This is a genomic window from Azospirillum sp. UENF 211521, assembly GCF_058780535.1.
Genome location: NZ_JBSNCF010000001.1, coordinates 88,343 through 111,570, shown reverse-complemented (window position 1 = coordinate 111,570; position 23,228 = coordinate 88,343). Strand labels below are relative to the sequence as shown.

Sequence of the window (23,228 nt, the reverse complement as noted above, 5' to 3'; positions counted from 1 at the left end):
AGCTTCGGCTGCTCGTTCTACGGGCATCGAACAGTCTAACGAAGCGGTCATCGCGGCACCAGCGCGGGCGTGCTAGGGTGCCGGCCCGACCTCGCCCGTCACAACGCAACCGGTTGAAGACCCGTGTCCGACGCGCCCGCCACCGTTTCGCCCATCACCATTCCCCCTGACGCCACCCCGATGATGGCGCAGTATCTGGAGATCAAGCAGGCCCATCCCGACTGCCTGCTGTTCTACCGGATGGGCGATTTCTACGAGATGTTCTTCGAGGACGCGGTGAACGCCGCCCGGACGCTGGACATCGCGCTGACCAAGCGCGGCCAGCATCTGGGCGAGGACATCCCGATGTGCGGCGTCCCGGTCCACAGCCATGAATCCTACCTGCAGCGCCTGATCCGCCAGGGCTTCCGCGTCGCCATCTGCGAGCAGATGGAGGACCCGGCGGAGGCCAAGAAGCGCGGTTCCAAATCGGTGGTGAAGCGCGGCGTCATCCGCATCGTCACCCCCGGCACGCTGACCGAGGACAGCCTGCTCGACTCCCGGTCCTCCAACTGGCTGGCCGCGGTGGCGGAAGCGGCGGGCGGCCTCGGGCTGGCCTGGCTGGAGCTGTCCACCGGCGAGCTGGTCGTGCAGCCGGTGGAGCGCGCCGCCCTCGGCGCCGCCCTCGGCCGCCTCGACCCGCAGGAGGTTCTGGTCTCCGAGAAGCTGTGCCAGAGCCCCGACCTCTACGAGCTGTGGGGCGAGTGGAAGTCGCGCCTGACCGTGCAGCCGACCCCGCGCTTCGACAGCGAGAACGGGCGGCAGCGGCTGCTCACCCTCTACGGCGTCGGCACGCTGGACGCCTACGGTCCGTTCTCGCGCGCCGAGGTGGCGGCGGCCGGCGCTCTGGTCGCCTATGTGGAGCTGACGCAGAAGGGCCGCGTGCCGCGCCTGTCGCCGCCGCGCCGGCTCGGCCCCGGCGCGGTCATGGAGATCGACGCGGCGACCCGCCGCAACCTGGAGCTGACCCGCACCCTGACCGGCGACCGGCGCGGCAGCCTGCTCGCCACCATCGACCGCACGGTGACCGGGGCGGGGGCGCGTCTGCTCGCCGCCCAGCTCTCGGCGCCGCTGACCAACCCCGCGGCCATCGCCAAGCGGCTGGACATGGTCGAGTTCGCGCTGAACGAGGAGCGGCTGCGCGGCGACCTGCGCGAGGCGCTGCGCCGCTGCCCGGACCTGGAGCGCGCCCTGTCCCGCCTGACGCTGGGGCGCGGCGGCCCGCGCGACCTCGCGGCCGTGCGCGACGGTCTGGTCCAGGCCTCGGCCATCCGCCTGCTGCTCAACGGCCACCCCGGCGGCCCGCTGCCCGACGGGTTGGGCGCCGTGGCCAAGGGGCTGGGCGAGCACAGCGAGCTGGTCCAGCAATTGACCCAGGCGCTGGCGCCGGAACTGCCGCTGCTCGCCCGCGACGGCGGCTTCATCGCGCGCGACTATTCCTACGCGCTGGACGAGCTGGTCACCCTGCGCGACGAGAGCCGGCGGCTGATCGCCGGGCTCCAGGTCAAGTACGCCGGCATCGCCGGGGTGCCGGCGCTGAAGATCAAGCACAACAACGTGCTCGGCTATCACATCGAGGTGACGGCGACCCACGCGGACAAGCTGATGTCCGAGACGGGGCGCGAGGTCTTCATGCACCGCCAGACCATGGCGAACGCCGTGCGCTTCGGCACGGTGGAGCTGTCGGACCTGGAGCGCCGCATCTCCGAGGCGGCCGACAAGGCCCTGGCCGTGGAGCTGGAGCTGTTCAACGACCTTGTGGAGGAGGTGACCAGCCGCGCCGAGGCCATCGCCCAGGCGGCCCACGCGCTGGCCGCGCTCGACGTCGCCGCCTCGCTGGCCGAATTGGCGGCGGAGCGGCGCTACCGCCGGCCGGTGGTGGACGGCAGCCTCGCCTTCTCGATCAAGGGCGGGCGGCACCCGGTGGTGGAGGCCGTGCTCGACGCCGGCAACGCCGGGCCGTTCGTCGCCAACGACTGCGACCTCGCCCCGGACAACCGGCTGTGGCTGCTGACCGGCCCGAACATGGCCGGCAAGTCAACCTTCCTGCGCCAGAACGCGCTGATCGCTATTCTGGCCCAGATGGGCGGCTTCGTGCCGGCGGAGAGCGCGCACATCGGGGTGGTGGACCGGCTCTACAGCCGCGTCGGTGCCGCCGACGATCTGGCGCGCGGCCGCTCCACCTTCATGGTGGAGATGGTGGAGACCGCGGCCATCCTGAACCAGTCCGGCGACCGCGCGCTGGTCATCCTGGACGAGATCGGGCGCGGCACCGCGACCTTCGACGGCCTGTCGATCGCTTGGGCCTGCGTGGAGCATCTGCACGACGTCAACCGCTGTCGCGCGCTGTTCGCCACCCACTACCACGAGCTGACCATGCTGGCCGGAAAGCTGCCGGGCCTGTCCTGCCACACCATGCGCATCAAGGAATGGCAGGGCGACGTGGTCTTCCTGCACGAGGTGACGGCGGGAGCGGCGGACCGCAGCTACGGCATCCATGTGGCGAAGCTGGCCGGCCTGCCCGGCGCCGTGGTGGGCCGTGCCGAGGAGGTGCTGACCATCCTGGAATCGGGCGACCAGAACGCCGCCATCCACCGTCTGGCCGAGGATCTGCCGCTGTTCAGCGCCGCCCTGAAGCGCCCGCCGCCGGCCCCCGCGGTGTCGGCGCCCGCCGCCCCGCCGGAACCGTCGCGGGTGGAGGAGGCGCTGAAATCCATCGACCCAGACAGCCTGACGCCGCGTCAGGCGCTCGACGAGTTGTACCGACTGAGGGGATTGCTCTCCTAAACGGAAACGATATCCCCTCTCCCGCCCCGGGAGAGGGAAGGGGCCCGCGCGAAGCGTGGGAAGGGTGAGGGTGCTGCCAAGGATTGTTGCGCAGATCCTCGTGCGACCCTCACCCACCCGCTTTGGCGGGCACCCTCTCCCGGGGCGGGAGAGGGATCAGACGTCAAATGCGCCGACGTTGATCCCGCCAGTCGGGGTCACGCCCGTTCCACGGCGTCCTCGTCCATCGGGGCGCCGCGGTCGCGGATGGGGGTGACGTGACGTTGGGCAGCAGAACGTTGCGCGTGGCGCAGCTTCTCCTCCACCGCCTCGGTCACGAACTGGTCGAGCGAGCGGCCCTCCCGCTCGGCGGCCTTCGACGCTTCGGATTCCAGCGACTTGTGCAGATGAACCATTCGGTGCCTCCCCAAACGCGGAACGGGATCTGTCCAGTGCTTCACATGGGAAGCCCGCGCCAGCCCTGCGAGCGGCCTATCCGGAAGCGCCGTCCCGATCGGAAGCGTCCGGCGGCACGACCGCGGACGGCAGGAGCGGCTTGGCGTGCAGCGCGCGGGCGGCGACGGCCATCGGGTCCTCACCCGGCGCGCAGGGATGGGTGGCGGCCAGCAGGGCCTCGGGCACGCTGGCGGCGATGTAATCGGCCACCGTTTCGTGCACCGGGACGATCATGGCGATGCGGGTCAGGTCCACCACCTTGCGCACCTGCCCGGAGGCGCAGAGCAGGGACAGCGCCTTGCCCGCCGACAGGGCCTCGCCGTTCATCACCAGCAGCAGGCCGATGCCGGTGCTGTCGATGAACTCCAGCCCGGTCAGGTCGAGAAGGTGGCGGCGCTCCGTCCCGTCCTTGACGTCGGTGATGGCCTGCCGCACCAAGCCGGCGTCCTGGCTCGTGAAGCGCCCGGTGAGCACCAGACGGACGAAGTGCCGCTCCTGCTCCTTGCGATACTGCACGGCCCCCACCCCTTTCCGACGTCCGGCGGCCATGATCCGGTGCCGGGCCTCGGATGGGCAAGCGGGTGGCGTTGTCGGGTCCTGCGCGATGTTGACGCAGGGCGGCCCCTTTTTGTCACGGCGTCCTTGTCCCTTGACGGCGCGGCGCCGCGGTCCTACAAGCGGGGGTACGTGGTGATTTGGTCGACCGGCTTGCGGGCCACGTAAAACAACCCGCTAAAAAGGTCCGAGCCGCGTCCGCGCCTCGACCCGATCGGTCGGGGCGTTTTTTGTTGTGCCGGTCTGCCCCGCCGGCGGACAGAGGAGACACAGCGGCCATGGCGCGCACCGATCATCGCAATCCGAACGTCGCGGGGCTTCGCCCGCGTTCCCGTCTGGTCCATGGCGGCGTCCGCCGCTCGTCCTTCGACGAGACCTGCGAGGCGCTCTATCAGACCTCCGGCTTCGTCTACGGCTCGGCGGAGGAGGCGGAGAGCGCCTTCGTCAACGACGGCTCCCGCCACGTCTATTCGCGCTTCCGCAACCCGACCACGGCGATGTTCGAGGACCGGCTGTGCGAGTATGAGGGGGCGGCCTGGGCCTACGCCACGACCAGCGGCATGGCCGCGGTGCACGGCGCCCTGTGGTCGAACCTGCGCACCGGCGACCGCATCGTGGCGCCGCGCTCGCTGTTCATCTCCTGCTACTGGGTGATCAAGGAACTGTCGGCCCGCTTCGGGGTCGAGGCGGTCTTTGTCGACGGCACCGACCTGTCCCAATGGGAAGAGGCGCTGGCAAAGCCGACCAAGGTCGTCTTCCTGGAGACGCCCAGCAACCCGGGGCTGGAGGTCGTCGACCTGCGCGCGGTCAGCGCCCTCGCCCACAAGGCCGGGGCCAAGGTGGTGGTCGACAACGCCTTCGCCACGCCGGTCCTGCAGCGCCCGTTCGAAATGGGGGCCGACGTCGTCATCTATTCGGCGACCAAGCACATCGACGGCCAAGGCCGCTGTCTGGGCGGCATCATCCTGACCAACGACAAGCAGTACGGGTCGGATGTGATCCATCCCTACCTGCGCCACACCGGCCCGACCATTTCGCCCTTCAACGCCTGGCTGCTGTTGAAGGGTCTGGAGACGCTCGAACTGCGCGTGTCGGCGCAGAGCGCGGCGGCCCTGACGGTGGCGGAGTTCCTGGAAGGCCACGCGAAGGTGGAGCGGGTGCTCTATCCGGGTCTGGCCAGTCACCCGCAGCACGACCTTTGCCGCAGCCAGATGACCGGCGGCGGCACCATGCTGTCGATCTTCCTGAAGGGCGGCAAGGAGGAAGCCTTCCGCGCCCTGAACGACCTGCGGATGGTGATGATCTCCAACAACCTGGGCGATTCCAAGAGCCTGATCACCCACCCCGACACCACCACCCATTCCAAGCTGACGGTCGAGGAGAAGGCGGCGGCGAACATCCGCCCGAACCTGCTCCGCCTGTCCGTCGGGCTGGAGGACGCCCAAGACATCGTTGAAGATCTCGACCGCGCGCTCGCTTCCCTGTAAAGACTGGACCCGGAACCAAATGCTGCAGTGCAGCGTTGGCGTCCGGGTCACGGTTTTTTCGGCCCGGCCGGGCCTTCCGGTCCGGTCGGGTCCTTTGGTGAGGTGGAGCGAATGGCGAGACGCAAGGCCGGCAACGGCGAACCGACGCAACGCTTTCTGACGGTGGCGGGCGATCTGACCCGGACCGGCGTCAAGACGGGCGAGATGGGGGTGGCGGCGGCCCAGACGATCGGCTACCGAACCGCGATGATGGCGGCGGCGATGAACAACCCCATCGACCTCGCCAACCCGGAGTTCGTCCGCATGGGCTCCGAGAAGGTGGAGGCGATGGTGGAGGCCACCCACGCCGTCGCCAAGGGCATCGGGGAGATGCAGCAGGCCTGGATGACCCTGATGCAGGGCCAGCTCCAGGCCGCCATGGTGATGGTGACCGGCCTCGGCCAGTGCCGCAACCCCGCCGACCTGATGGAACTGCAGCGCCGCACCGTCACCGAGACGGTCGAGGCCGGCATCCACGCCGCGCTCTACATGGTCGAGTCGGCCACGGCCCTGACCCAGGCCGGCATGACCCCCGCCTACCGCACCGTCCGCGCCAACGCCCGCCGTCTGGCGAAGCAGCACGGGTGATGTCGCGGTTCACCGCGACGGCACAAGGCACGATCTCCGTCGTGCTTCGCGCCGCCGCGGTTGAACGCTTTTTTCAGAGCTTTGCGATCACTGCCCCAGCATTTCGAAGCTGGACGGGGCGGGATCGATCACGCGGGGACCGCTCGGGGTGACCTCCAGAACGGCCAGACCGCGCTCCACGACGCCGTCCGCGCGCAGGCGGAAGACGCCGTCCATGCCTTCGAAACCGTTGGGGTTGTTCAGCGCCGCCCGGTCGAAGCGGCCCGCCGCGTCGGGCATCTTGGCCAGCACCGCGGCGATGGCCGTGGCGTCGTAGGACAGGGTGGCGATGCGCGGCGGCTTGCGCCCATAGGTCCTCTCAAAGCGTGCCTCGAAGTCGGCGCGGCTCTGCGGGGACGGGGCGGCGAACCAGGCGCCGGCCAAAGCGGGTTCCTGGCCCAGCCCGGGCTCGTCCCACAGGCCGGTGCCGAGCAGCTTCACCTGCTGGGTGTTCAGCCCGTTGGCCGACAGCGCCGACGCCAGGCCCTGGGCGCGCGGCCCGCCCTCGGCCAGCATGACCGCCTGCGGCTGCACGCCGGCCTGGGTCACCTGCCGCGCCGGCTGGGCGAGGTCGGTCACCGCCGGGTCGTAGCGCTCGACCTGCGCCACCTGCCCGCCGAACTGGCGCGAGGCGGCCTGCACGGCGTTGACCACGGCGTCGCCGTAGGCGGTGCGCGGGGCCAGCGCGACGTAGCGCGTCGCACCGCGCGAGCGGGCGAAGCCGATCACGCGGGTCACTTGGTCGGCGGGCACGAAGCCCAGCACATAGGTGCCGTTGCCGGCCTGGGTCCAGTCGTTGGTGAAGGCCAGCACGTCCACGCCCGCGGACTGGGCGACCGGCTTCACCGCCGCCACGTCGGCGGCGAACAGCGGGCCGAGGATCAGGCTCGCCCCCTCGGCGATGGCCTGCCGCGCCGCGTCGGCGGCGCCGGTGGGCGTGCCCTTGGTGTCGCGGGGCAGCAGCTCGAACCGGTCGCCGGCCAGATCGAACAGGGCCATCTGCGCCGACTCCAGCATGGCCTGCCCGATGGCGGCGCTGGACCCGGACAGCGGCAGCAGGATCGCCACCTTCAAGGTCTGCGGGGCGGCCGGAACGGCGGCGACGGGCGCTTGCGGCGCTTGAGTCGGCGGCGCCGGGGCCTTTACAGTCGAGCAGGCCGAAAGCGTGCCGGCAACCAACAGGGCGGCGGCAGCCCGCTGCCCCCAAGCGCGCGAGAAAGGTGTCGTCAAGCGTGCCACCAACGATCTCCACATCCGGTCCGGCGCCCGAGCCCGTTTCCGGGCCCGGCGTCTCTGGTGACGCTGAAGGTAGCGAGCCGAGGGCCGCAAGTAAACTCGGCGCCGGCCTTTATGTGGTCGCCACCCCCATCGGCAACGCCGCCGACATCACGCTGCGCGCGCTCGACACGCTGCGCTGCGCCGATGCCATCGCCTGCGAGGACACGCGGGTGACGGCGAAGCTGATGGGCATCCATGGCATCCACACGCCCTTCGTCTCCTATCATGAACACAACGCGGCAAAGATGCGTCCGGTCCTCATCGGCCGCATGAAAGCGGGTGAATCCATCGCGCTGGTCACCGACGCCGGCACGCCGCTGGTCTCCGACCCCGGCTACAAGCTGGTGCGCGAGTGCGTGGCGGAGGGGGTGGCGGTCACCACGCTGCCCGGCGCCTCCGCCCCGCTGGCGGCGCTGGTGCTGTCCGGCCTGCCGACCGACCGCTTCCTGTTCGCCGGCTTCCTGCCCAACAAGAGCAGCGCGCGGCGCGCCACCGCCGGGGAGCTGAAAAGCGTTCCGGCCACGCTGGTCTTCTTCGAGTCGCCGCAGCGCCTGCCCGAGTCGCTGGCCGACCTCGCCGACATCCTGGGCGCGCGGGAGGCCGCGGTGGCGCGGGAGCTGACCAAGCTCTACGAGGAGGTGCGGCGCGGCACCCTGCCGGAACTGGCCGCCCACTACGCCGAGGCCGGCCCGCCGAAGGGCGAGGTCGTGCTGGTGATCGGCCCGCCCGGCGAGGAGCCCACCCCGACCGAGGCCGATGTGGACGCCCTGCTGCGCGAGGCGCTGACCCGCCTGTCGGTCCGCGACGCCGCCGCCGACGTGGCCGCCCGCACCGGCCAGAACAAGCGGACCGTCTACGCCCGCGCGCTGGAGCTGGCGCGGGAGGAGAAAGCATGAGCGCGCCGGATGCCCTGCGCCGGCGGGCGGAGAATTACGGTCGCTACGCCGAACAGCTCTGCCGGCTGGCGCTGCGGCTGAAGGGTTACCGCATCCTGGAAAGCCGCCTGCGCACACCCATGGGAGAGATCGACATCGTGGCCCGGCGGGGCGACACTCTGGCGATCGTCGAGGTCAAGGCCCGCAGCGACTGGGACACCGCGAACGAGGCGGTCAACGCCCGCCAGCGGGGCCGCCTCGCCCGCGCCGCCCACGCCTATCTGGGGGCCAACCCGCAGTATGCCGGCTATGTCTTGCGCTTCGACGTCATGCTCGTTACCCCTTGGTCGTGGCCGCGCCACGTCCCGGACGCGTGGCGGGCCTGACGCGAAGGCTGAAGTAAGAGGAAGGACTCCGCCCGTGACCAGCCGCGCCGAGGCCCGTGACATCCTGCGCCGCGTGGGGCAGCAGCCGGACGAGCAGATCGATCTGGCCGAAGCCGCCCTGGCGCTGGGCGCGCTGGAGGTGCCGGGCGCTGCGCTGGCCGACTACCGCCGTCACCTCGCCGACATCGCCCACGATCTGGCGGAGCGCGTCTCGCCCACCCTCGACGGGCTGGAGGCCCGCATTTCCTGGCTGCACGAGGTCATTGTGGAGCGCCACGGCTACGCCGGCGACCAGGACACCTACGACGACCTGCAGAACGCCAACCTGCTCCGCGTCATCGACCGCCGCCGCGGCCTGCCGGTGGCGCTGGGCATCCTGTACCTGCACGCCGCCCGCTCGCAGGGCTGGACGATGCTGGGTCTGAACTTCCCCGGCCATTTCCTGGTGCGGCTGGAGGCCGACGGCGCCCGCGCCATCCTCGACCCCTTCAACGAGGGGCAGGTGCGCACCGCCGTGGACCTGCGCGACCTGCTGAAGGCCACCGCCGGCAGCGCCGCGGAGCTGGAGCCCGGCCATTACCAGACGGTGTCCAACCGCGAGATCCTGCTGCGGCTTCAGAACAACATCAAGCTGCGCCACCTGACCGCCCGCGACGTGCCGCGCGCGCTGGAGGTGCTGGAGGCGATGCGGCTGTTCGCCCCGGCCGAGGCGTCGCTGTGGCGGGAGACCGGCCTTCTGGAGGCCCACAACGGCAACCTCGCCGCCGCCATCGCCGCGCTGGAAACCTTCCTGGAGCTGACCGCCAGCGAACGGCACCGCCATCAGGTCGCAGCACTGATCCAGCAGCTCAAGAACCAACTGAACTGATCCCCCTTCAAAAAGCCCGTTCCGGAGACCCGCAGGATGAGCCTCGCCGTCGCCTTCCAGATGGACCCCATCGAGTCCATCAACATCGACACCGACTCGAGCTTCATGATGGCGCTTGAGGCGCAGAAGCGCGGTCACACGCTCTACCATTACCACCCGCGCGACCTCAGCCTGACCGGCAACGTCCTGACCGCCCGCGTTCGCGAAATGACCGTGGTCCGCAAGAAGGGCGCCCACTACACGCTGGGCGAGCCGCGGATCGTCGACCTGTCGACCATGGACGTGGTGCTGATGCGCCAGGACCCGCCCTTCGACATGGCCTACATCACCGCCACCCACATGCTGGAGCACATCCAGCCCAAGGTGCTGGTGCTGAACGACCCGGCGGAGGTGCGCAACGCGCCGGAGAAGCTGTTCGTCACCCATTTCCCCGACCTGATGCCGCCGACGCTGATCACCAGCGACAAGCAGGCGGTCCTGGACTTCCGGGCGCAGCACAAGGACATCATCGTCAAGCCGCTGTTCGGCAACGGCGGGGCCGGCGTCTTCCACCTGAAGCCGGACGACGAGAATCTCGGCTCGCTGCTGGAGCTGTTCACCCAGCTCTACCGCGAGCCTGTGATCGTGCAGAAGTACCTGCCGGAGATCCGCCAGGGCGACAAGCGCATCATCCTGATCGACGGCGAGCCCGCCGGCGCCGTCAGCCGCATGCCCCAGGAGGGCGAGGCCCGCGCCAACTTCCACGCCGGCGGCAGCGCTAAGAAGACGGAGCTGACCGCGCGCGAGCAGGAGATCTGCAAGGCCATCGGCCCGGTGCTGCGCGCGAAGGGTCTGGTCTTCGTCGGGATCGACGTGATCGGCGACTACATGACCGAGATCAACGTGACCTCGCCCACCGGCATTCAGGAGATCAACCGGCTCGACGGGTCGGCGCTGGAGGCCACCCTGTGGGACGCCATCGAGCGCCGCCATCACGAGAACAAGGGCGAGACCAAGGGGGCCTGAGGGTCGAAGCCCCCGCCCCCCGCCGGCCGGTCACTCGGTGAAATAGCCGGGCTGGCCGAGGTCGGCGACGAGGCCGGTCTCGCGCGGCTCCCATCCCAGCAGGGCGCGGGTGTGGGCGCTGGAGGTCGGGCAATCGACGCCGGCGAAGAAGGCGAACCACCCGAAATGGGCGGCCGCCTCGTCCGGCGTCTTCGACACCACGGGCAGGCCAAGCCGCGCGCCGATGGCCTCGGCGACGCGGCGCAGCGGCACCCCCTCCTCGGCGATGGCGTGGAACGGGCCGCCCTGCGCGCCGGCCTCCAGGGCCAGCCGGTACAGCCGCGCCGCGTCCCGGCGGTGCACCGCCGGCCAGCGGTTCCCGCCGTCGCCGATGAAGGCCGAGACGCCGGTCCGGCGGGCAATGTCGTGCAGGATGCGTGTGAAGCCATGGTCGCCCACGCCGTGGGTCGAGGGCGGCAGACGCACGACGCCGACCCGGACGCCGCGGGCGGCCAGTTCCCCAGCGGCGAGTTCGGTGCGGCGGGGCAGGGCGTCGGAGGGCGGCCGGTGCGGATCGCTCTCCACCGCCACCGGGCCGCGCGTGGCCACGACCGCGCCCGCCGTCACCAGCAGAGGACGGTCGCTGCCCTCCAGCGCCTCGCCCATCGCGAGGATCGCCTGATAATCCTCCCGGCAATTGTCGGCGAAGCGCGAAAAATCATGATTGAAGGCGGTGTGGATCACGCCGTCGGCCGCGGACACGCCGGCGCGCAGGCTCTCCAGGTTGTCGAGGGAGCCGCGGTGGACCTCCGCCCCGGCCGCGGCGAGGGACGTCGCCGCCGCGTCGGAGCGGGCGAGGCCGAGGACCCGGTGCCCGTTGGCGAGCAACTCCTGGACGATGGCCGAACCGACGAAGCCGGTGGCGCCGGTGACGAAGACACGCATGGGAAACCTCTTCCGATCAGGGTCGCAAGGCCACTGTCCGCCGGGGGCTTATCCTGGTAAAGTCGTGACGTTATCGGGGTATAATGACCAACAGGACGGGACGGCGCGCCATGGCGGAGAACGGATCGGGGGAAAGCAGCCCCGCTGAGAGCCGGCTGGGCGCCTATTTGAAGGACCGCCGGGCGAAGCTCGATCCCGCGGCCTTCGGCTTTTCGGCGGAGCGCCGGCGCACCCGTGGCCTGCGCCGCGAGGAGGTGGCCCAGCGCGCCAACATCAGCACCACCTGGTACACTTGGCTGGAGCAGGGGCGCGGCGGAGCGCCATCCGCCGACGTGCTGGAGCGCATCGCCCGCGCCCTGATGCTCACCGACGCCGAGCGCGAGCATCTTTTCCTCCTCGGCCTCAACCGCTTACCGACGCTGCGCCATCCGGTGGGTGAGGCGGTCACGCCGCGCCTGCAGCGGGTGCTCGACGCGCTGAACCCCAGCCCCGCCCTGATCAAGACGGCGACCTGGGACGTCGTCGCCTGGAACCGCGCCGCCGCCGCGGTGCTGACCGACTACGGTGCCCTTCCGGCGGCCCGGCGCAACATTTTGCGGCTGATCTTCTGCGACCCGCGCGTGCGGGCCGCCCAGTTCGATTGGGAGGGGGTGGCGCGCTTCGTCGTCGGCGCCTTCCGCTCCGACGCGGCGCGCGCCGGTGCCGACGACGCGGTGAAGGTTCTGGTCGAGGATCTGTCGCGCCAGAGTCCGGAATTCGCCGCCCTGTGGACCGCGAACGACGTGAGCCATTTCGGGGAGGGGATCAAGCGCCTGCGCCACCCCACGCTGGGCACGCTGGAGCTGGAATATTCGGCCTTCGCCGTGGACGGGCGGCCGGACCTGACGATGCTCGTCTACAACCCGGCGTCTCCGGAGGATGCCGAGCGGGTGCGGGCGCTGCTGGCCTGACCCGTCACGGGCCAGCGCTGATAGGGCGCCGCACGAGGTCCAGGTACCGGTACTCCAGCCCGTTCTCGCTCAACAACGGGCCGCGTTCCGTCTCCACCCACTCCGGCCCCAGCGGCGGCATGACGGTGTCGCCTTCCACATCCCGCTCGACGCGGGTCAGGTGGACGATGTCGGCGAGCGGCAGGGTTTCGCGGAACAGCGCGGCGCCGCCGATCACCGCGACCTCCGGGACGCCGCGGCCGCGGCACCAGTCCAGCGCCGCTTCGAGGCCGCCGAACCAGCGCGCCCCGTCCCGCTCGCCCGGCGGGACGCTGCGGCTGACCACCAGATTGTCGCGGCCGGGCAGGGGCTTGCGGGGGAGCGACTCCCAGGTGCGCCGGCCCATCAGGACCGGCTTGCCCATCGTCAGCTCCCGGAAGCGCTTGAGGTCGCCGGGCAGGGACCAGGGCAGGGTGCCGTCGCGGCCGATCACGCCGTTGCGCGCGGCGGCCACCACCAGACTGATGCGCATCCCAACCCCTTTTCCCGTTCCGTTCACCCCACCTTACGCCGCACGGAGCTGCTGGAGGAAGCCCCCGACCTCCCGGTGCAGCGTGTCGAGCTGGTGTCCGAGCTGGCGCGACATCTCCAACACGTCGCGGGCGGTGGCGCCGCTCCGGGTCGCCGCACCGGTGACGCCGCTGATGTTGGCCGACACCTCCTGCGTGCCGCCGGCCGCCTCCTGGACGTTGCGGCTGATCTCGCGGGTCGCCGCCCCCTGCTCCTCGACCGCCGAGGCGATGGAGGTGGCGATCTCGTTCACCCGCAGGATCACCTGGGTCACGCCCTGGATCTCGCCGACCGCGTCGCCGGTCACCGTCTGGATGTTGGCGACCTGGGCGGCGATCTCCTCCGTGGCCTTGGCGGTCTGGTTGGCCAGCGCCTTGACCTCGCTCGCCACCACGGCGAAGCCCTTGCCGGCCTCGCCGGCGCGGGCCGCCTCGATGGTGGCGTTGAGCGCCAGCAGGTTGGTCTGGCTGGCGATGTCGTTGATGAGCTGGACGACCGCGCCGATCTTCTGCACCGCCTCGGCCAGCCCGCCGACCTTGCCGTTGGCCCGCCCGCTGAGGGTCACCGCCTCACCCGCGATGCGCGACGACTCGGCGACCTGACGGCTGATCTCCTGGATCGAGCCGGCCAGCTCCTCCGACGCCGCCGCCACGGTCTGCACGTTGGCGGAGGTCTGCTCCGTCGCCGCGGCGACCGAGGTCGCCAGCTCGTCGGTCTGGGCGGCGGCGCGGCTCATCTCGGCCGCCCGCTCCTCCATCGTCGCCGCCGCGTCGGAGACGGTGCGGACAACGGCGCCGATGCTCTGCTCGAAGCTGGCGGCCAGCGCCAGCATGGCGCGGCGCTTCTCCTCCCCGGCGCGCTGGGCCGAGGCGGCCTGCTCGGCCTCCAGCCGCTGCTTGTCGCGGGCGTTGGTCTGGAAGACCAGCACGGCCTTGGCCATGGCGCCGATCTCGTCGCCGCGCTCCGCCTCCGGAAAGCGGGTGGACAGGTCGCCGTCGGCCAGCGAGCGCATCTTGGCGCCCAGCCCGCGCAGCACCCGGCTGATGTCGGTGCCGACCCAGGCGATCAGGCCGACGGCCGGCACCGCCAGCGCCAGGATGACGAAGGCCAGAGTCCGGAGCTGGTCCAGGAAGGCGGCGCGGATGTCGTCGATGAAGATGCCGGTGCCGATGAAGATGTTCCACGGCTCGAAGCCGCGGACATAGCCCAGCTTCACCGCCAGATCGTTGCCGCCGACCGTGCGCGGCCAGTCGTATTCCAGCAGGCCGTCGCCGGTGGCGCGGACCATGCGGATGAACTCCACGATCATGTGGACGCCGTTGGCCGACTTCAGCGGCTTGACGTCGGCGCCGATCAGCTTGGCGTTGACGTGGGCGAAGCCGTAGCCGTCCATCGTGTGGGCGAAGAGATACTCCTTGCCGCCGGCGTAGCGAATGCCGGCCACCGCGGCCTTGAAGCGCGCCTGCGCCTCCTCGCGGGTGATCTTGCCGGCTGCCGCGTCCGCCTCCAGCGTGGCGGCCAGGGTGACCCCGGTTTCCACGATGCTGTGCAGCGTGTCGAGCCGGTCGGCGTGCATTCGGCTGTAATTGAGATAAAGGCCGGCGCCAGCGATGGCGAAGGATGCGACCGAAGCCGCGACGACGAGCGCCCACAGCTTGGCCCGGATGGAAAGCTTCGTGAGGGTCATGGGATGTCTGCCTGAAACTGTCTGCCCTGTCCCGCGTCTCGGCAAGCGGCGGTTGTTTGCCCTTGTCTTTGCCGAGACTCCAAGAATGATCGACAGTCACAGGAAACTTATAAACGGATGTATAAAAATACGGGGCGCGCCGGGGACTGGGCGCCTTTGTCACACCACGTTTCCGGGTATTCCTGCGGTCAGGCCAGAAGAGCCCCCAGAACGGCGTTCAACCGCTGCCGCCCCTCGTGCGTGGCGCGCAACGTGTCCTTGCCGACCTCCAGGAAACCGCCGGCCACCAGACGCTCCAGCGCGGCTGGATCGACCAGCCCGTCGAGATCGCGGCCGGTCTCCTCGACCAGCCGGGCGCGGGCCACCCCCTCGCGCAGGCGCAGCCCCATCATCAGCAGCTCCGACCCGCGCGACTCGCGGGCGACCGGCTCGGGTGCTGCGGCGCCGTGGCCGTCGCGCTCCACCCGCTCCAGCCAGATTTCCGGGGCGCGGTGGGCGCGGGTGGCGACTTTCTCGCCGTCCAGCGTCAGCCGGCCGTGGGCGCCGGGACCGACGCCGACGTAATCGCCATAGCGCCAGTAGGTCAGGTTGTGGCGGCTCTCCTCGCCGGGGCGGGCGTGGTTGGAGATCTCGTAGGCGGGCAGCCCGGCGCGGTCGAGCAGGCTCTGCGTCGCCTCGTAGAGGTCGCCGGCCAGATCCTCGTCCGGCAGCACCAGATCGCCCCGCGCGTGCAGGGGGAAGAAGGCCGTGCCCTCCTCGATGGTCAGCTGGTAGACCGACAGGTGGCCGACCGCGTGGTCGAGCGCTTGGGTCAGCTCCGCCTCCCAGGCCGCGACGGATTGGCCGGGGCGGGCGTAGATCAGGTCGAAGCTGAAGCGGGGGAAGGTCCGGGCGGCCAGCGCGATGGCGCCGGTCGCCTCCGCCGCGCTGTGCTGGCGGCCGAGGAACTTCAGCGCGTCGTCGTCCAGCGCCTGGATGCCCATTGACAGGCGGTTGACCCCGGCGGCGCGGAAGGCGCGGAACTTGTCGGCCTCGACCGAGGTCGGGTTGGCCTCCAGCGACACTTCGAGGTCGTCGCCGACCGTCCAGCGGGCGGCGATGCGCTCCAGCACGGCGCCGACCGTCGCCGGCTCCATCAGCGACGGCGTGCCGCCCCCGAAGAAGACCGAGGTGACCCGGCGGCCGGGCGTTGCGTCCGCGTAATGATCCAGCTCCCGCACCAGCGCGGCGCGCCAGCGGTCATGCTCGACCCGGTCGCGGACGTGGCTGTTGAAGTCGCAGTACGGGCACTTCGCCTTGCAGAAGGGCCAGTGGATGTAGATCCCGAAGCCCGGATCGGGTTTCACTTGAAGCATCGCTCCACAAGCTGACGGAAGGCGTCGGCCCGGTGGCTCATCTCATGCTTCCGGGCCGGGTCCATCTCGCCGAAGGTGATGTCGTAACCGTCCGGCCTGAACATCGGATCGTAACCGAAACCATGCGCGCCGCGTGGCGGCCAGACCAGGGTGCCGGGGCAGCGGCCCTCGACCGTCTCGACATGGCCGTCCGGCCAGGCGAGCGACAGGGCGCAGACGAAATAGGCGCTGCGGTCGGCCTGGCCCTTCAGCCCGTCCTCGACCTTGCCCATGGCCATCTGGAAGTCCTTGTCCGGACCGGCCCAGCGGGCGGAGTAGATGCCGGGGTCGCCGTTCAGCGCCGGCACCACCATCCCGCTGTCGTCGGCCAGCGCGACATGCCCCGCCTTGGCGGCGGCCAGGGCCTTCAGCTCGGCGTTCGCGACGAAGCTGGTCCCCGTCTCCTCCGGCTCGGGCAGGCCAAGCTCGCCCGCGGACACGAAGGAGGCGGCGTAGGGGCCGAGCAGCGCCGCGATCTCGCGGACCTTGCCCTTGTTGTGGCTGGCGATCACCAGCGTGCCGCCCGTGAAGCGGCGGGGAGGCGTGGTCATGGGGAGTTCCTTCGATGTGGACTGTTGCCCCCACCCCGACCCTCCCCCGCTTCGCGGGAGAGGGGGCCTGTTCCCCTCCACCGCCGGCGGCGGGGGAGGGTGCCCGCGAAGCGGGAGGGTGGGGGCAATGCGCAGCCGCGCCTTTACTTCACCGCGATCGCCGCCTTCTGCAAGGCCACCAGCTCGTCGATGCCCTTGCGGGCGAGCGCCAGCAGCTCCATGAACTGCGGCTCGCTGAAGGGACGCTCCTCGGCGGTGCCCTGCACCTCGACGATGCCGCCCTGGCCGGTCAGCACGAAGTTGGCGTCGGCCTGGGCCGTCGAATCCTCGGCGTAGTCGAGGTCCAGCACGCTGGTGTTCTTGTAGATGCCGCAGGAGACGGCGGCCACATGGTCGGTCAGCGGCATGGTCTTGAGCGCGCCGATCTGCATCAGATGCTGGAAGGCCAGATGCAGGGCGACGAAGCTGCCGGTGATGGCGGCGGTGCGGGTGCCGCCGTCGGCCTGGATGACGTCGCAGTCGATCTTGATCTGCTTCTCGCCCATGGCGGCGCGGTCGGTGACGGCGCGCAGCGCGCGGCCGATCAGGCGCTGGATCTCCTGGGTGCGGCCCGACTGCTTGCCCTTGGCGGCCTCGCGGTCGGTGCGGCTGTGGGTGGAGCGCGGCAGCATGCCGTATTCGGCGGTGACCCAGCCGAGGCCGGTGTTTTTCAGGAAGCGCGGAACGCCCTCGTCCACGCTGGCGGTGCACAGGACGTGCGTGTCGCCGAACCGCACCAGGCAGGACCCCTCGGCGTGCTTGCTGAAATGGGGCTCAAGGGAAATGGTGCGCAACTGGTCGTGGGCGCGGCCGGAGGGACGCATCGGGCATGATCCGCGAATTTGTTGAAATCGGCGGCAAGCTAGCGTCCGCCGCCCCCGCCGTCCAGCGCGCAACCGGGGCGCACGTTGATTCGGCGGGGACACCTGCCTAAATTCGGGACGCCCCTTTCGCAACCCACCCGCACCGTCCGGTCCCCGCCCCACCATGATCACCGAGCTGAACCAACGGTCCCGCGAGATCTTCCGGCTGATCGTCGACGCCTATGTGGCGACCGGCGAGCCGGTGGGCTCGCGCACGATCTCGCGGAGGCTCGGCATGGCCCTGTCGCCCGCGACCATCCGCAACGTCATGGCCGACCTGGAGGAGCAGGGGTTGCTCTACGCCCCCCACACCTCCGCCGGTCGCATCCCGACCGAGGCGGGTCTGCGCCTGTTCGTCAACGGCCTGCTGGAGATCGGCAGCCTGAGCGAGGACGAGCGCGGCTCCATCGAGGCGAAATGCGCCTCCTCCGGGCGGTCGCTGCAGGACGTGCTGGGCGAGGCCTCCACCCTGCTGTCGGGCCTGTCGCACTGCGCCGGGCTGGTGGTGGCGCCGAAGACCGACCGGCCGCTGAAGCACATCGAGTTCGTCTCGCTGGCCCCCGGCCGGGCGCTGGTCGTTCTGGTCAACGAGGACGGGCTGGTCGAGAACCGCGTCATCGAGGTGCCGGTCGGCGTGCCCGCCGCGACGCTGCAGATGGTGTCCAACTTCCTCAGCGCCAAGCTGGTCGGCCGCACGCTGGACGAGGCCCGCCAGGCCGTGCTGCGCGAGATCGAGGACCAGAAGACCGAGCTGGACGAATTGTCGCAGCGCGTGGTCTCCGCCGGTCTCGCCACCTGGGCGGGCAGCGGCGGGCAGAGCAGCGGCCAGCTCATCGTGCGCGGTCAGGCGAAGCTGCTGGAGGACGTCACCGCCCTGTCGGACCTGGAGCGCGTGCGCGCCCTGTTCGAGGCGCTGGAGACCAAGGAGACCATGCTGCGCCTGCTCGACGCCACCGGCAAGGGCGACGGGGTGCAGATCTTCATCGGCGCGGAGAACGTGCTGTTCGGCCATTCCGGCTGTTCGCTGATCATCTCGCCGTTCCAGAACAGCCGCGAGCAGGTGATCGGCGCCATCGGCGTGATCGGCCCGACCCGCATCAATTATGCCCGGATCATCCCGCTTGTGGATTATACAGCCAAGGTCATCAGCCGCCTTGTCGGGTGACGCCCTGTCGTATGACGACCTTGGCAACGCTTCACCCATCCCCCATCAGACGACGACCCAAGACGACAACGAGAGAGCCATGAGCGAAGAGCAGAACAAGCCCGCCGAAACCGAGGTGGAGCAGACCGAAGCCGTCCAGGACAAGGCCGCCCAGGAGAAGGCCGCCCAGGACAAGGCCACGGACGCCGGCGCCGGGGATCGCGTGGCCCAGCTTGAGGCCGAGGTCGCCAGCCTGAAGGACCAGCTGCTGCGCCAGATGGCCGAGGTGGAGAACACCCGCCGCCGCGCCCAGCGCGACCGCGAGGACGCCAGCAAGTTCGCCGTGTCGAGCTTCGCCAAGGAGCTGGTGACGGTGGCCGACAACCTGCGCCGCGCGCTGGAGGCCGTCCCCGCCGAGGGCCGCGAGAACGACGATGTGCTGAAAAGCCTTTCCGTCGGCGTCGAGGCGACGGAGCGCCAGCTCATCTCCGCCTTCGAGCGCGCGGGCATCAAGAAGATCGACCCGACCGGCGAGCTGTTCGACCCGAACTTCCATCAGGTGATGTTCGAGATCGACAACACCGGCAAGCCCGCCGGCACCGTCGTGCAGGTGCTCCAGCCCGGCTACACCATCCACGGCCGCCTGCTGCGCGAAGCCATGGTGGGCGTCGCCAAGGCCGGTCCTCACGACCTGGGCGGCCAGCACGTCGATACCAAAGCCTGACCGTTCTTCGGAACGGCAGGCGGCACGTCTCTTGCGGCGGCGCGGCGGCATGGTCCGTTGCGCCGCTTTTTTTCGTCCCACCGTCCTCAAGGGGGCAGGGATGCGCGCGGTCCCCCGCTCACCGAAGGGCTTGCGCCGGGCGGGACCTTCGCCTATTCGCATCGCAACCCCGGTTCGCGTCGGGGATCCTCGCGGCGCCCGGTGAATTGTCCGTTCGGGGCGCCCGCTCATTCAGGGAACCGGACCCGTGGCCAAGACCATCCTGACCGTCGACGATTCCAAGACCATCCGCGACATGGTCGCCTTCACGCTGCGCAACGCCGGCTATGGCGTCACCGAGGCGGTGGACGGCACCGCCGGTCTGGCGGAGGTCAACCGGCAGAAGTTCGACTGCATCATCACCGATCTGAACATGCCGGGCATGGACGGTCTGGCCCTGACCCGGGCCATCCGCGGCAGCGCGCTCAACCGCGCCACCCCCGTCCTGCTGCTGACCACCGAGGCGGATCCCGCCAAGAAGACCGCCGGCCGCGAGGCCGGGGCCACCGGCTGGCTGGTCAAGCCCTTCAACCCGGACAAGCTGGTCGAGACCGTGAAGAAGGTCTGCCCCTAACCCGCAACCGGGGGTCACCGCACCAGCACGACGGCGGCGCTGCGCGTCCGCTCGACCGCCTGGGCCATCTGGGACACCGCGGTGGAGATGCCGGCGATGTTGGCGGAGGCCGTCTGCACGGAGGTCGCGGCGCTCTGCATGTTGCCGGACACGCTCTGGGTCACGCTGTTCTGTTCCTCGACGGCGGAGGCGGTGGCGGTGACGAAGGAGCGCACGGTCTCGATGCCCCCGCGGATGCCGTCCAGCGCTCCGGCCACCTCGGCGGAGGTCGTCTGGATCAGGTCGATCTCGCGGGTGATCTGCTCGGTGGCCTTGGCCGCTTGGTTGGCGAGGTTCTTGACCTCCGACGCCACGACGGCGAAGCCCTTGCCCGCCTCGCCGGCACGCGCCGCCTCAATGGTGGCGTTCAGCGCCAGGAGATTGATCTGGCTGGCGATGTTCTGGATCAGCCCGACGATGCTGTTCATCGACTGGGCGGCATCGGTGAGGCGTCCGGCGTTGGCGCCGACCGCATTCGCCTTGTCGTAGACGCTGTCGGCGGCGGTGCGCGAATTCGCCATGCTCTGCGAGATTTCGGCGATGGAGGCGGCCAGTTCCTCGGCGCTGGCGGCGACCGTCTGCACGTTGGCCGAGGTCTGCTCGGCGGCGAGCGCCGCGGACCGCACCTCGGACGACGACTGCACCATCGCCTGGTCGATCTCGCCGAAGTTCTGGTCGAGGAGAACCTTGAGATCCCGCAGCAGGTTCATCTGGTTGGTGATGTCGGTGGCGAACTTGACGATCTTCACTACCTTGCCGTGTTCATCGAAGATCGGGTTGTAGGATCCTTCGATCCAGACCACCTTTCCTTGCTTGCCGATCCGGCGGTATTGGCCCGACCGGTACGTGCCGCGCCGCAGGTCGTCCCAGAAGGCGCTGTATTCCGCGCTCGCCTTGTGCTCGGCGTCGATGAACAGGCTGTGATGCTTGCCCTTGATCTCGTCCATATGGAAACCGAACGCCGTCAGGAAGTTCTCGTTGGCGGTCCTGACGATGCCGTCGGTGTCGAACTCGATGACCGCCTGGGAGCGGTGGATGGCCGCGACCTGAGCGGCGTAGTCAAGGTTCAGAAGGCGCTCCTTGGCGTCGGCCCACTCCACGACGAAGCCGATGCGCTGCCCGTCCTTCATCAGCGGGGAGACCAGCAGGTCGAACTGGTGAGCGCCGACCCGGATGGTGGCGCTGTGCGGGCGGGTCATGGCGCCCAGCATGCGCTGCTGATGGACCGGGTTCTTGTGGAACACATCGATCTTGCTGCCGACCAGGGTGTCGACGTTGAAGTTCGGCAGTTCCTTGCGCAGGTCCGCTTCGGCTTGGCGAAGAAAGGATGTAACCGATGGATTGATATAAGTGATCTTCAGATCATTGTCGGCAATCATGATGTTGGCGCGAACGGTGTCCAGCGCCGTCGTCTTATGAGTGATCTTATAATCTTTTCGAAGCATGCCGAGCATTGCCAAAGCCCCCTGGTTTCATTGATGGGGCATATTGACACACTGAAAATGAAAGTCTATAGCCCGGAAAAAATAACATCAAAATTATTGCCGTAATTTGCAAAATTTCATTATCAAAGAAACACTTTGCGGCCATAAGAAGCGGAATATGAGAAATATTCTCTGTCATAAATATTAGGGGAATGCATATTCAATTCGACGTGCGACGCGTATGACGAATTCATTGTTTTGTGTAGGAGGAAGGAAACGGGCACGCGGCCGCCGCAAGCGTCCGTCATACGCGGCGGGGACGCAGCCTCATCCGTTCGGTCGGGCCGCCGGTCGTGGAAAGAGGAACTCGCCCGCCGGGTCGTGGGCGGCGAAGCGCCGCTGCGCGGTGGCGCGGTTGGCGACGGCGTAGCAATAGACGCAGCCGTGCGGGCAGGTGTCGTAATCGCCGATGTCGCGGCTTTCCGCGCACAGGCAGCCCGGCCGGTTGCCCTTCGTTCGGGCGCCGATGGCCTGCCCGGCGACGTCGGACAGCCGTTGCGCGTCGACGCAGCGGGCCGGCGCCGTGCCGGGGACGCCGGCCAGCTCCGGCTGGGTGCACAGCGTCAGCGCCATGCCGTGGTCCGCGGCGATGCCGGCCAGATCGGCCAGCAGGGCGCGCTTCTCCTCCGCGTCCGGGTCGCGCCAGGGCACGCCGGCGGCGTCCAGGTTGCGCGCCGTCTTGCGGTAGGGCTGGAGGAAGGACACCACGACCTCGTCGGTCAGGCCGCGCATCCGTCCGGCCAGCCGGGCGAAGGCCGCGCGGTGCCAGGACGGCGGCGTTGCGTCTGCCGTCACGATGGGGTCGTAGCGCCAGATGGCGGCGCGCGGCCCCCAGCGGTCGCGCAGGCGGACCATGTGCTCCACCGCGCGCTCCGCGTCGGGGACGGAACGCTCCAGCGCGCCCGGCAGGCCGGTGACGCTGTATTGGACGACGAAGGGAAAGCCGCGTTCCGACACCTCCTCCAGCGCCGGCAGGAAGGGTCCGAGATTCTTGGTCCAGAAGACGAAGCCCTCGACCTCCGCGCGTGTCAGGCCGATGCGGTGGGTTTGGCCGCCGTAGGGGTTGACCATGCGGCAGTATCCGGCCTCCAGCCGGTTCAGGAACCAGCGCCCGTAGAAGGCGGGGATGTCCGTCTTGTAGCTGGCGGAAATGATCATCGCCGAACCATGGTGGCTCGGCGGACCGCGATCAAGGCTGGATTCGCCGGCGCTTCGGCCTAAAGTGCCGGCACAGGATCAGGGGCACAGGATCAGCGGAGGATGCCGTGACGGGCGCACAGGACGGCCAAGGTTTGGGCCACAGCGTGGAATGGGAAGGGGTGGTGCGGTTCCGGCTGCCGGACGGTTGGCGCCCGGAGGTCGAGGAGCACGAGGGCCACGCCGTGGCGGCCTTCCACCCGCCGGCCCCGGCGGGGGGCGTGCTGCGGCTGGTCACCGACCGGGTGGCGCCCAAGGACGGGCCGGACGGTGCGGTGGCGGTGCTGCGCGAGATGGCGCTGCGCTTCGTGCGTCCCGACGACCCGCGGGCCAGCGACCGGATCGTCGAGCCCTGGGGCGACGACGGCGTGCTCGCCCAGGCGGTGATGATGACCGAGGAGGACGGCGGCACCGACGCCCATTACCTGTGGCTGGTCGGGGCGGAGCGCGACGGCAAGGCCGCGGCGGCCATGTTCAGCTACCGCCTGCCCATGGTCATGGACGGCGACGAGTCCTGCGCCGACACGCTGGCCCTGCTCGACGGGGCGATCCGCGCGGCGGAGATTCTGTAAGGCTCGGCGGGGCACGCTCCGCACACAGGAAAGCCGCCCCGTCGAGGGCGGCTTTTTTCTTTTTCCGGCTCATTTGCCGGTCCGGTTCCTTTGCCGTTGCAGGTCTTTTCCCGGTCC

General features: G+C 69.8%; 23 protein-coding genes and 1 riboswitch. Of the genes, 12 read left to right on the top strand and 11 right to left on the bottom strand.

Going from position 1 to position 23,228, the window contains the following annotated elements:
• Positions 1 to 180 precede the first annotated feature (180 nt).
• Positions 181 to 2,826 (top strand): DNA mismatch repair protein MutS, encoded by a 2,646-nt coding sequence (gene mutS, locus ACWPN5_RS00500; protein ID WP_492296336.1) that lies wholly within the window; start codon positions 181 to 183, stop codon positions 2,824 to 2,826.
• 197 nt (positions 2,827 to 3,023) lie between these two features.
• Here mutS and ACWPN5_RS00495 read toward each other — a convergent pair whose 3' ends face one another.
• Positions 3,024 to 3,221 (bottom strand): hypothetical protein, encoded by a 198-nt coding sequence (locus tag ACWPN5_RS00495; protein ID WP_492293654.1) that lies wholly within the window; start codon positions 3,219 to 3,221, stop codon positions 3,024 to 3,026.
• 76 nt (positions 3,222 to 3,297) lie between these two features.
• Positions 3,298 to 3,777 (bottom strand): STAS domain-containing protein, encoded by a 480-nt coding sequence (locus tag ACWPN5_RS00490; RefSeq protein ID WP_200476603.1) that lies wholly within the window; start codon positions 3,775 to 3,777, stop codon positions 3,298 to 3,300.
• A gap of 161 nt (positions 3,778 to 3,938) precedes the next feature.
• Positions 3,939 to 4,018, top strand: a riboswitch (SAM riboswitch).
• Positions 4,019 to 4,094: 76 nt separating this feature from the next.
• Between ACWPN5_RS00490 and metZ the strand changes: the two genes are divergently transcribed.
• Both metZ and ACWPN5_RS00480 read left to right on the top strand, forming a co-directional pair.
• Positions 4,095 to 5,303 carry an O-succinylhomoserine sulfhydrylase gene (metZ, locus tag ACWPN5_RS00485; protein ID WP_145682707.1) on the top strand — a complete coding sequence of 403 codons (1,209 nt, stop codon included), beginning with the start codon at positions 4,095 to 4,097 and terminating at the stop codon, positions 5,301 to 5,303.
• Between the two features lie 111 nt (positions 5,304 to 5,414).
• Positions 5,415 to 5,930 carry a phasin family protein gene (locus ACWPN5_RS00480; protein ID WP_035670582.1) on the top strand — a complete coding sequence of 172 codons (516 nt, stop codon included), beginning with the start codon at positions 5,415 to 5,417 and terminating at the stop codon, positions 5,928 to 5,930.
• 87 nt (positions 5,931 to 6,017) lie between these two features.
• Here ACWPN5_RS00480 and ACWPN5_RS00475 read toward each other — a convergent pair whose 3' ends face one another.
• Positions 6,018 to 7,208 (bottom strand): penicillin-binding protein activator, encoded by a 1,191-nt coding sequence (locus ACWPN5_RS00475; protein ID WP_492293651.1) that lies wholly within the window; start codon positions 7,206 to 7,208, stop codon positions 6,018 to 6,020.
• Here ACWPN5_RS00475 and rsmI point away from each other — a divergent pair.
• The 4 genes from rsmI to gshB are packed head-to-tail and all read left to right on the top strand — an operon-like array spanning position 7,202 to position 10,381.
• Positions 7,202 to 8,143 carry a 16S rRNA (cytidine(1402)-2'-O)-methyltransferase gene (gene rsmI / locus ACWPN5_RS00470; protein ID WP_492293649.1) on the top strand — a complete coding sequence of 314 codons (942 nt, stop codon included), beginning with the start codon at positions 7,202 to 7,204 and terminating at the stop codon, positions 8,141 to 8,143. The two genes, ACWPN5_RS00475 and rsmI, sit on opposite strands and share 7 nt — an antisense overlap.
• On the top strand, positions 8,140 to 8,508 hold the full coding sequence (locus ACWPN5_RS00465) for a YraN family protein (protein WP_492293647.1): 369 nt from the start codon (positions 8,140 to 8,142) through the stop codon (positions 8,506 to 8,508). The genes rsmI and ACWPN5_RS00465 overlap by 4 nt, the downstream gene beginning before the upstream one ends.
• 34 nt (positions 8,509 to 8,542) lie before the next feature.
• A complete protein-coding gene (locus ACWPN5_RS00460; RefSeq protein WP_145676212.1) occupies positions 8,543 to 9,376 on the top strand; it encodes a SirB1 family protein in 834 nt (277 codons plus the stop codon).
• A gap of 36 nt (positions 9,377 to 9,412) precedes the next feature.
• Positions 9,413 to 10,381: a glutathione synthase gene (gene gshB, locus ACWPN5_RS00455; RefSeq protein WP_492293645.1), complete on the top strand. Its 969-nt coding sequence runs from the start codon at positions 9,413 to 9,415 to the stop codon at positions 10,379 to 10,381.
• Between the two features lie 30 nt (positions 10,382 to 10,411).
• On the opposite strand, the gene ACWPN5_RS00450 is transcribed toward gshB, so the two are convergent.
• Complete coding sequence (locus tag ACWPN5_RS00450) at positions 10,412 to 11,305, bottom strand: SDR family oxidoreductase (RefSeq protein WP_492293643.1); 894 nt, start codon at positions 11,303 to 11,305, stop codon at positions 10,412 to 10,414.
• A gap of 110 nt (positions 11,306 to 11,415) precedes the next feature.
• Between ACWPN5_RS00450 and ACWPN5_RS00445 the strand changes: the two genes are divergently transcribed.
• On the top strand, positions 11,416 to 12,255 hold the full coding sequence (locus ACWPN5_RS00445; protein WP_492293641.1) for a helix-turn-helix transcriptional regulator: 840 nt from the start codon (positions 11,416 to 11,418) through the stop codon (positions 12,253 to 12,255).
• A 4-nt stretch (positions 12,256 to 12,259) separates the two neighbouring features.
• Here the strand turns inward: ACWPN5_RS00445 and ACWPN5_RS00440 are convergent, their stop codons facing one another.
• The 5 genes from ACWPN5_RS00440 to rph all read right to left on the bottom strand — a co-directional run bounded on the left by ACWPN5_RS00440 (position 12,260) and on the right by rph (position 17,299).
• The gene (locus ACWPN5_RS00440) at positions 12,260 to 12,766 is read right to left on the bottom strand and encodes a dihydrofolate reductase (protein WP_492293639.1); all 507 of its coding nucleotides are present in this window, start codon (positions 12,764 to 12,766) and stop codon (positions 12,260 to 12,262) included.
• A gap of 33 nt (positions 12,767 to 12,799) precedes the next feature.
• Positions 12,800 to 14,491, bottom strand: a complete 1,692-nt coding sequence (locus ACWPN5_RS00435; RefSeq protein WP_492293637.1) for a methyl-accepting chemotaxis protein — start codon at positions 14,489 to 14,491, stop codon at positions 12,800 to 12,802.
• A gap of 188 nt (positions 14,492 to 14,679) precedes the next feature.
• Positions 14,680 to 15,846 carry a radical SAM family heme chaperone HemW gene (gene hemW, locus ACWPN5_RS00430; RefSeq protein ID WP_492293635.1) on the bottom strand — a complete coding sequence of 389 codons (1,167 nt, stop codon included), beginning with the start codon at positions 15,844 to 15,846 and terminating at the stop codon, positions 14,680 to 14,682.
• Positions 15,834 to 16,436, bottom strand: coding sequence for an RdgB/HAM1 family non-canonical purine NTP pyrophosphatase (gene rdgB, locus ACWPN5_RS00425; protein ID WP_492293633.1), 603 nt, complete (start codon positions 16,434 to 16,436; stop codon positions 15,834 to 15,836). Before rdgB ends, hemW begins: the two co-directional genes overlap by 13 nt.
• A 143-nt stretch (positions 16,437 to 16,579) precedes the next feature.
• Positions 16,580 to 17,299: a ribonuclease PH gene (gene rph, locus ACWPN5_RS00420; protein ID WP_035670630.1), complete on the bottom strand. Its 720-nt coding sequence runs from the start codon at positions 17,297 to 17,299 to the stop codon at positions 16,580 to 16,582.
• A 163-nt stretch (positions 17,300 to 17,462) separates the two neighbouring features.
• Here rph and hrcA point away from each other — a divergent pair, with 163 nt between their 5' ends.
• The 3 genes from hrcA to ACWPN5_RS00405 all read left to right on the top strand — a co-directional run bounded on the left by hrcA (position 17,463) and on the right by ACWPN5_RS00405 (position 19,819).
• On the top strand, positions 17,463 to 18,503 hold the full coding sequence (gene hrcA / locus ACWPN5_RS00415; RefSeq protein ID WP_014239022.1) for a heat-inducible transcriptional repressor HrcA: 1,041 nt from the start codon (positions 17,463 to 17,465) through the stop codon (positions 18,501 to 18,503).
• Between the two features lie 79 nt (positions 18,504 to 18,582).
• A complete protein-coding gene (gene grpE, locus ACWPN5_RS00410) occupies positions 18,583 to 19,206 on the top strand; it encodes a nucleotide exchange factor GrpE (RefSeq protein ID WP_145682686.1) in 624 nt (207 codons plus the stop codon).
• A 247-nt stretch (positions 19,207 to 19,453) separates the two neighbouring features.
• A complete protein-coding gene (locus ACWPN5_RS00405) occupies positions 19,454 to 19,819 on the top strand; it encodes a response regulator (protein WP_145682684.1) in 366 nt (121 codons plus the stop codon).
• A 14-nt stretch (positions 19,820 to 19,833) separates the two neighbouring features.
• On the opposite strand, the gene ACWPN5_RS00400 is transcribed toward ACWPN5_RS00405, so the two are convergent.
• Together ACWPN5_RS00400 and ACWPN5_RS00395 are read right to left on the bottom strand one after the other, a co-directional pair.
• A complete protein-coding gene (locus ACWPN5_RS00400) occupies positions 19,834 to 21,303 on the bottom strand; it encodes a methyl-accepting chemotaxis protein (protein WP_492293630.1) in 1,470 nt (489 codons plus the stop codon).
• 306 nt (positions 21,304 to 21,609) lie between these two features.
• A complete protein-coding gene (locus ACWPN5_RS00395; RefSeq protein ID WP_492293628.1) occupies positions 21,610 to 22,500 on the bottom strand; it encodes a DUF1848 domain-containing protein in 891 nt (296 codons plus the stop codon).
• A gap of 107 nt (positions 22,501 to 22,607) precedes the next feature.
• Between ACWPN5_RS00395 and ACWPN5_RS00390 the strand changes: the two genes are divergently transcribed.
• Complete coding sequence (locus ACWPN5_RS00390) at positions 22,608 to 23,111, top strand: hypothetical protein (RefSeq protein ID WP_145682678.1); 504 nt, start codon at positions 22,608 to 22,610, stop codon at positions 23,109 to 23,111.
• Positions 23,112 to 23,228: the final 117 nt, after the last annotated feature.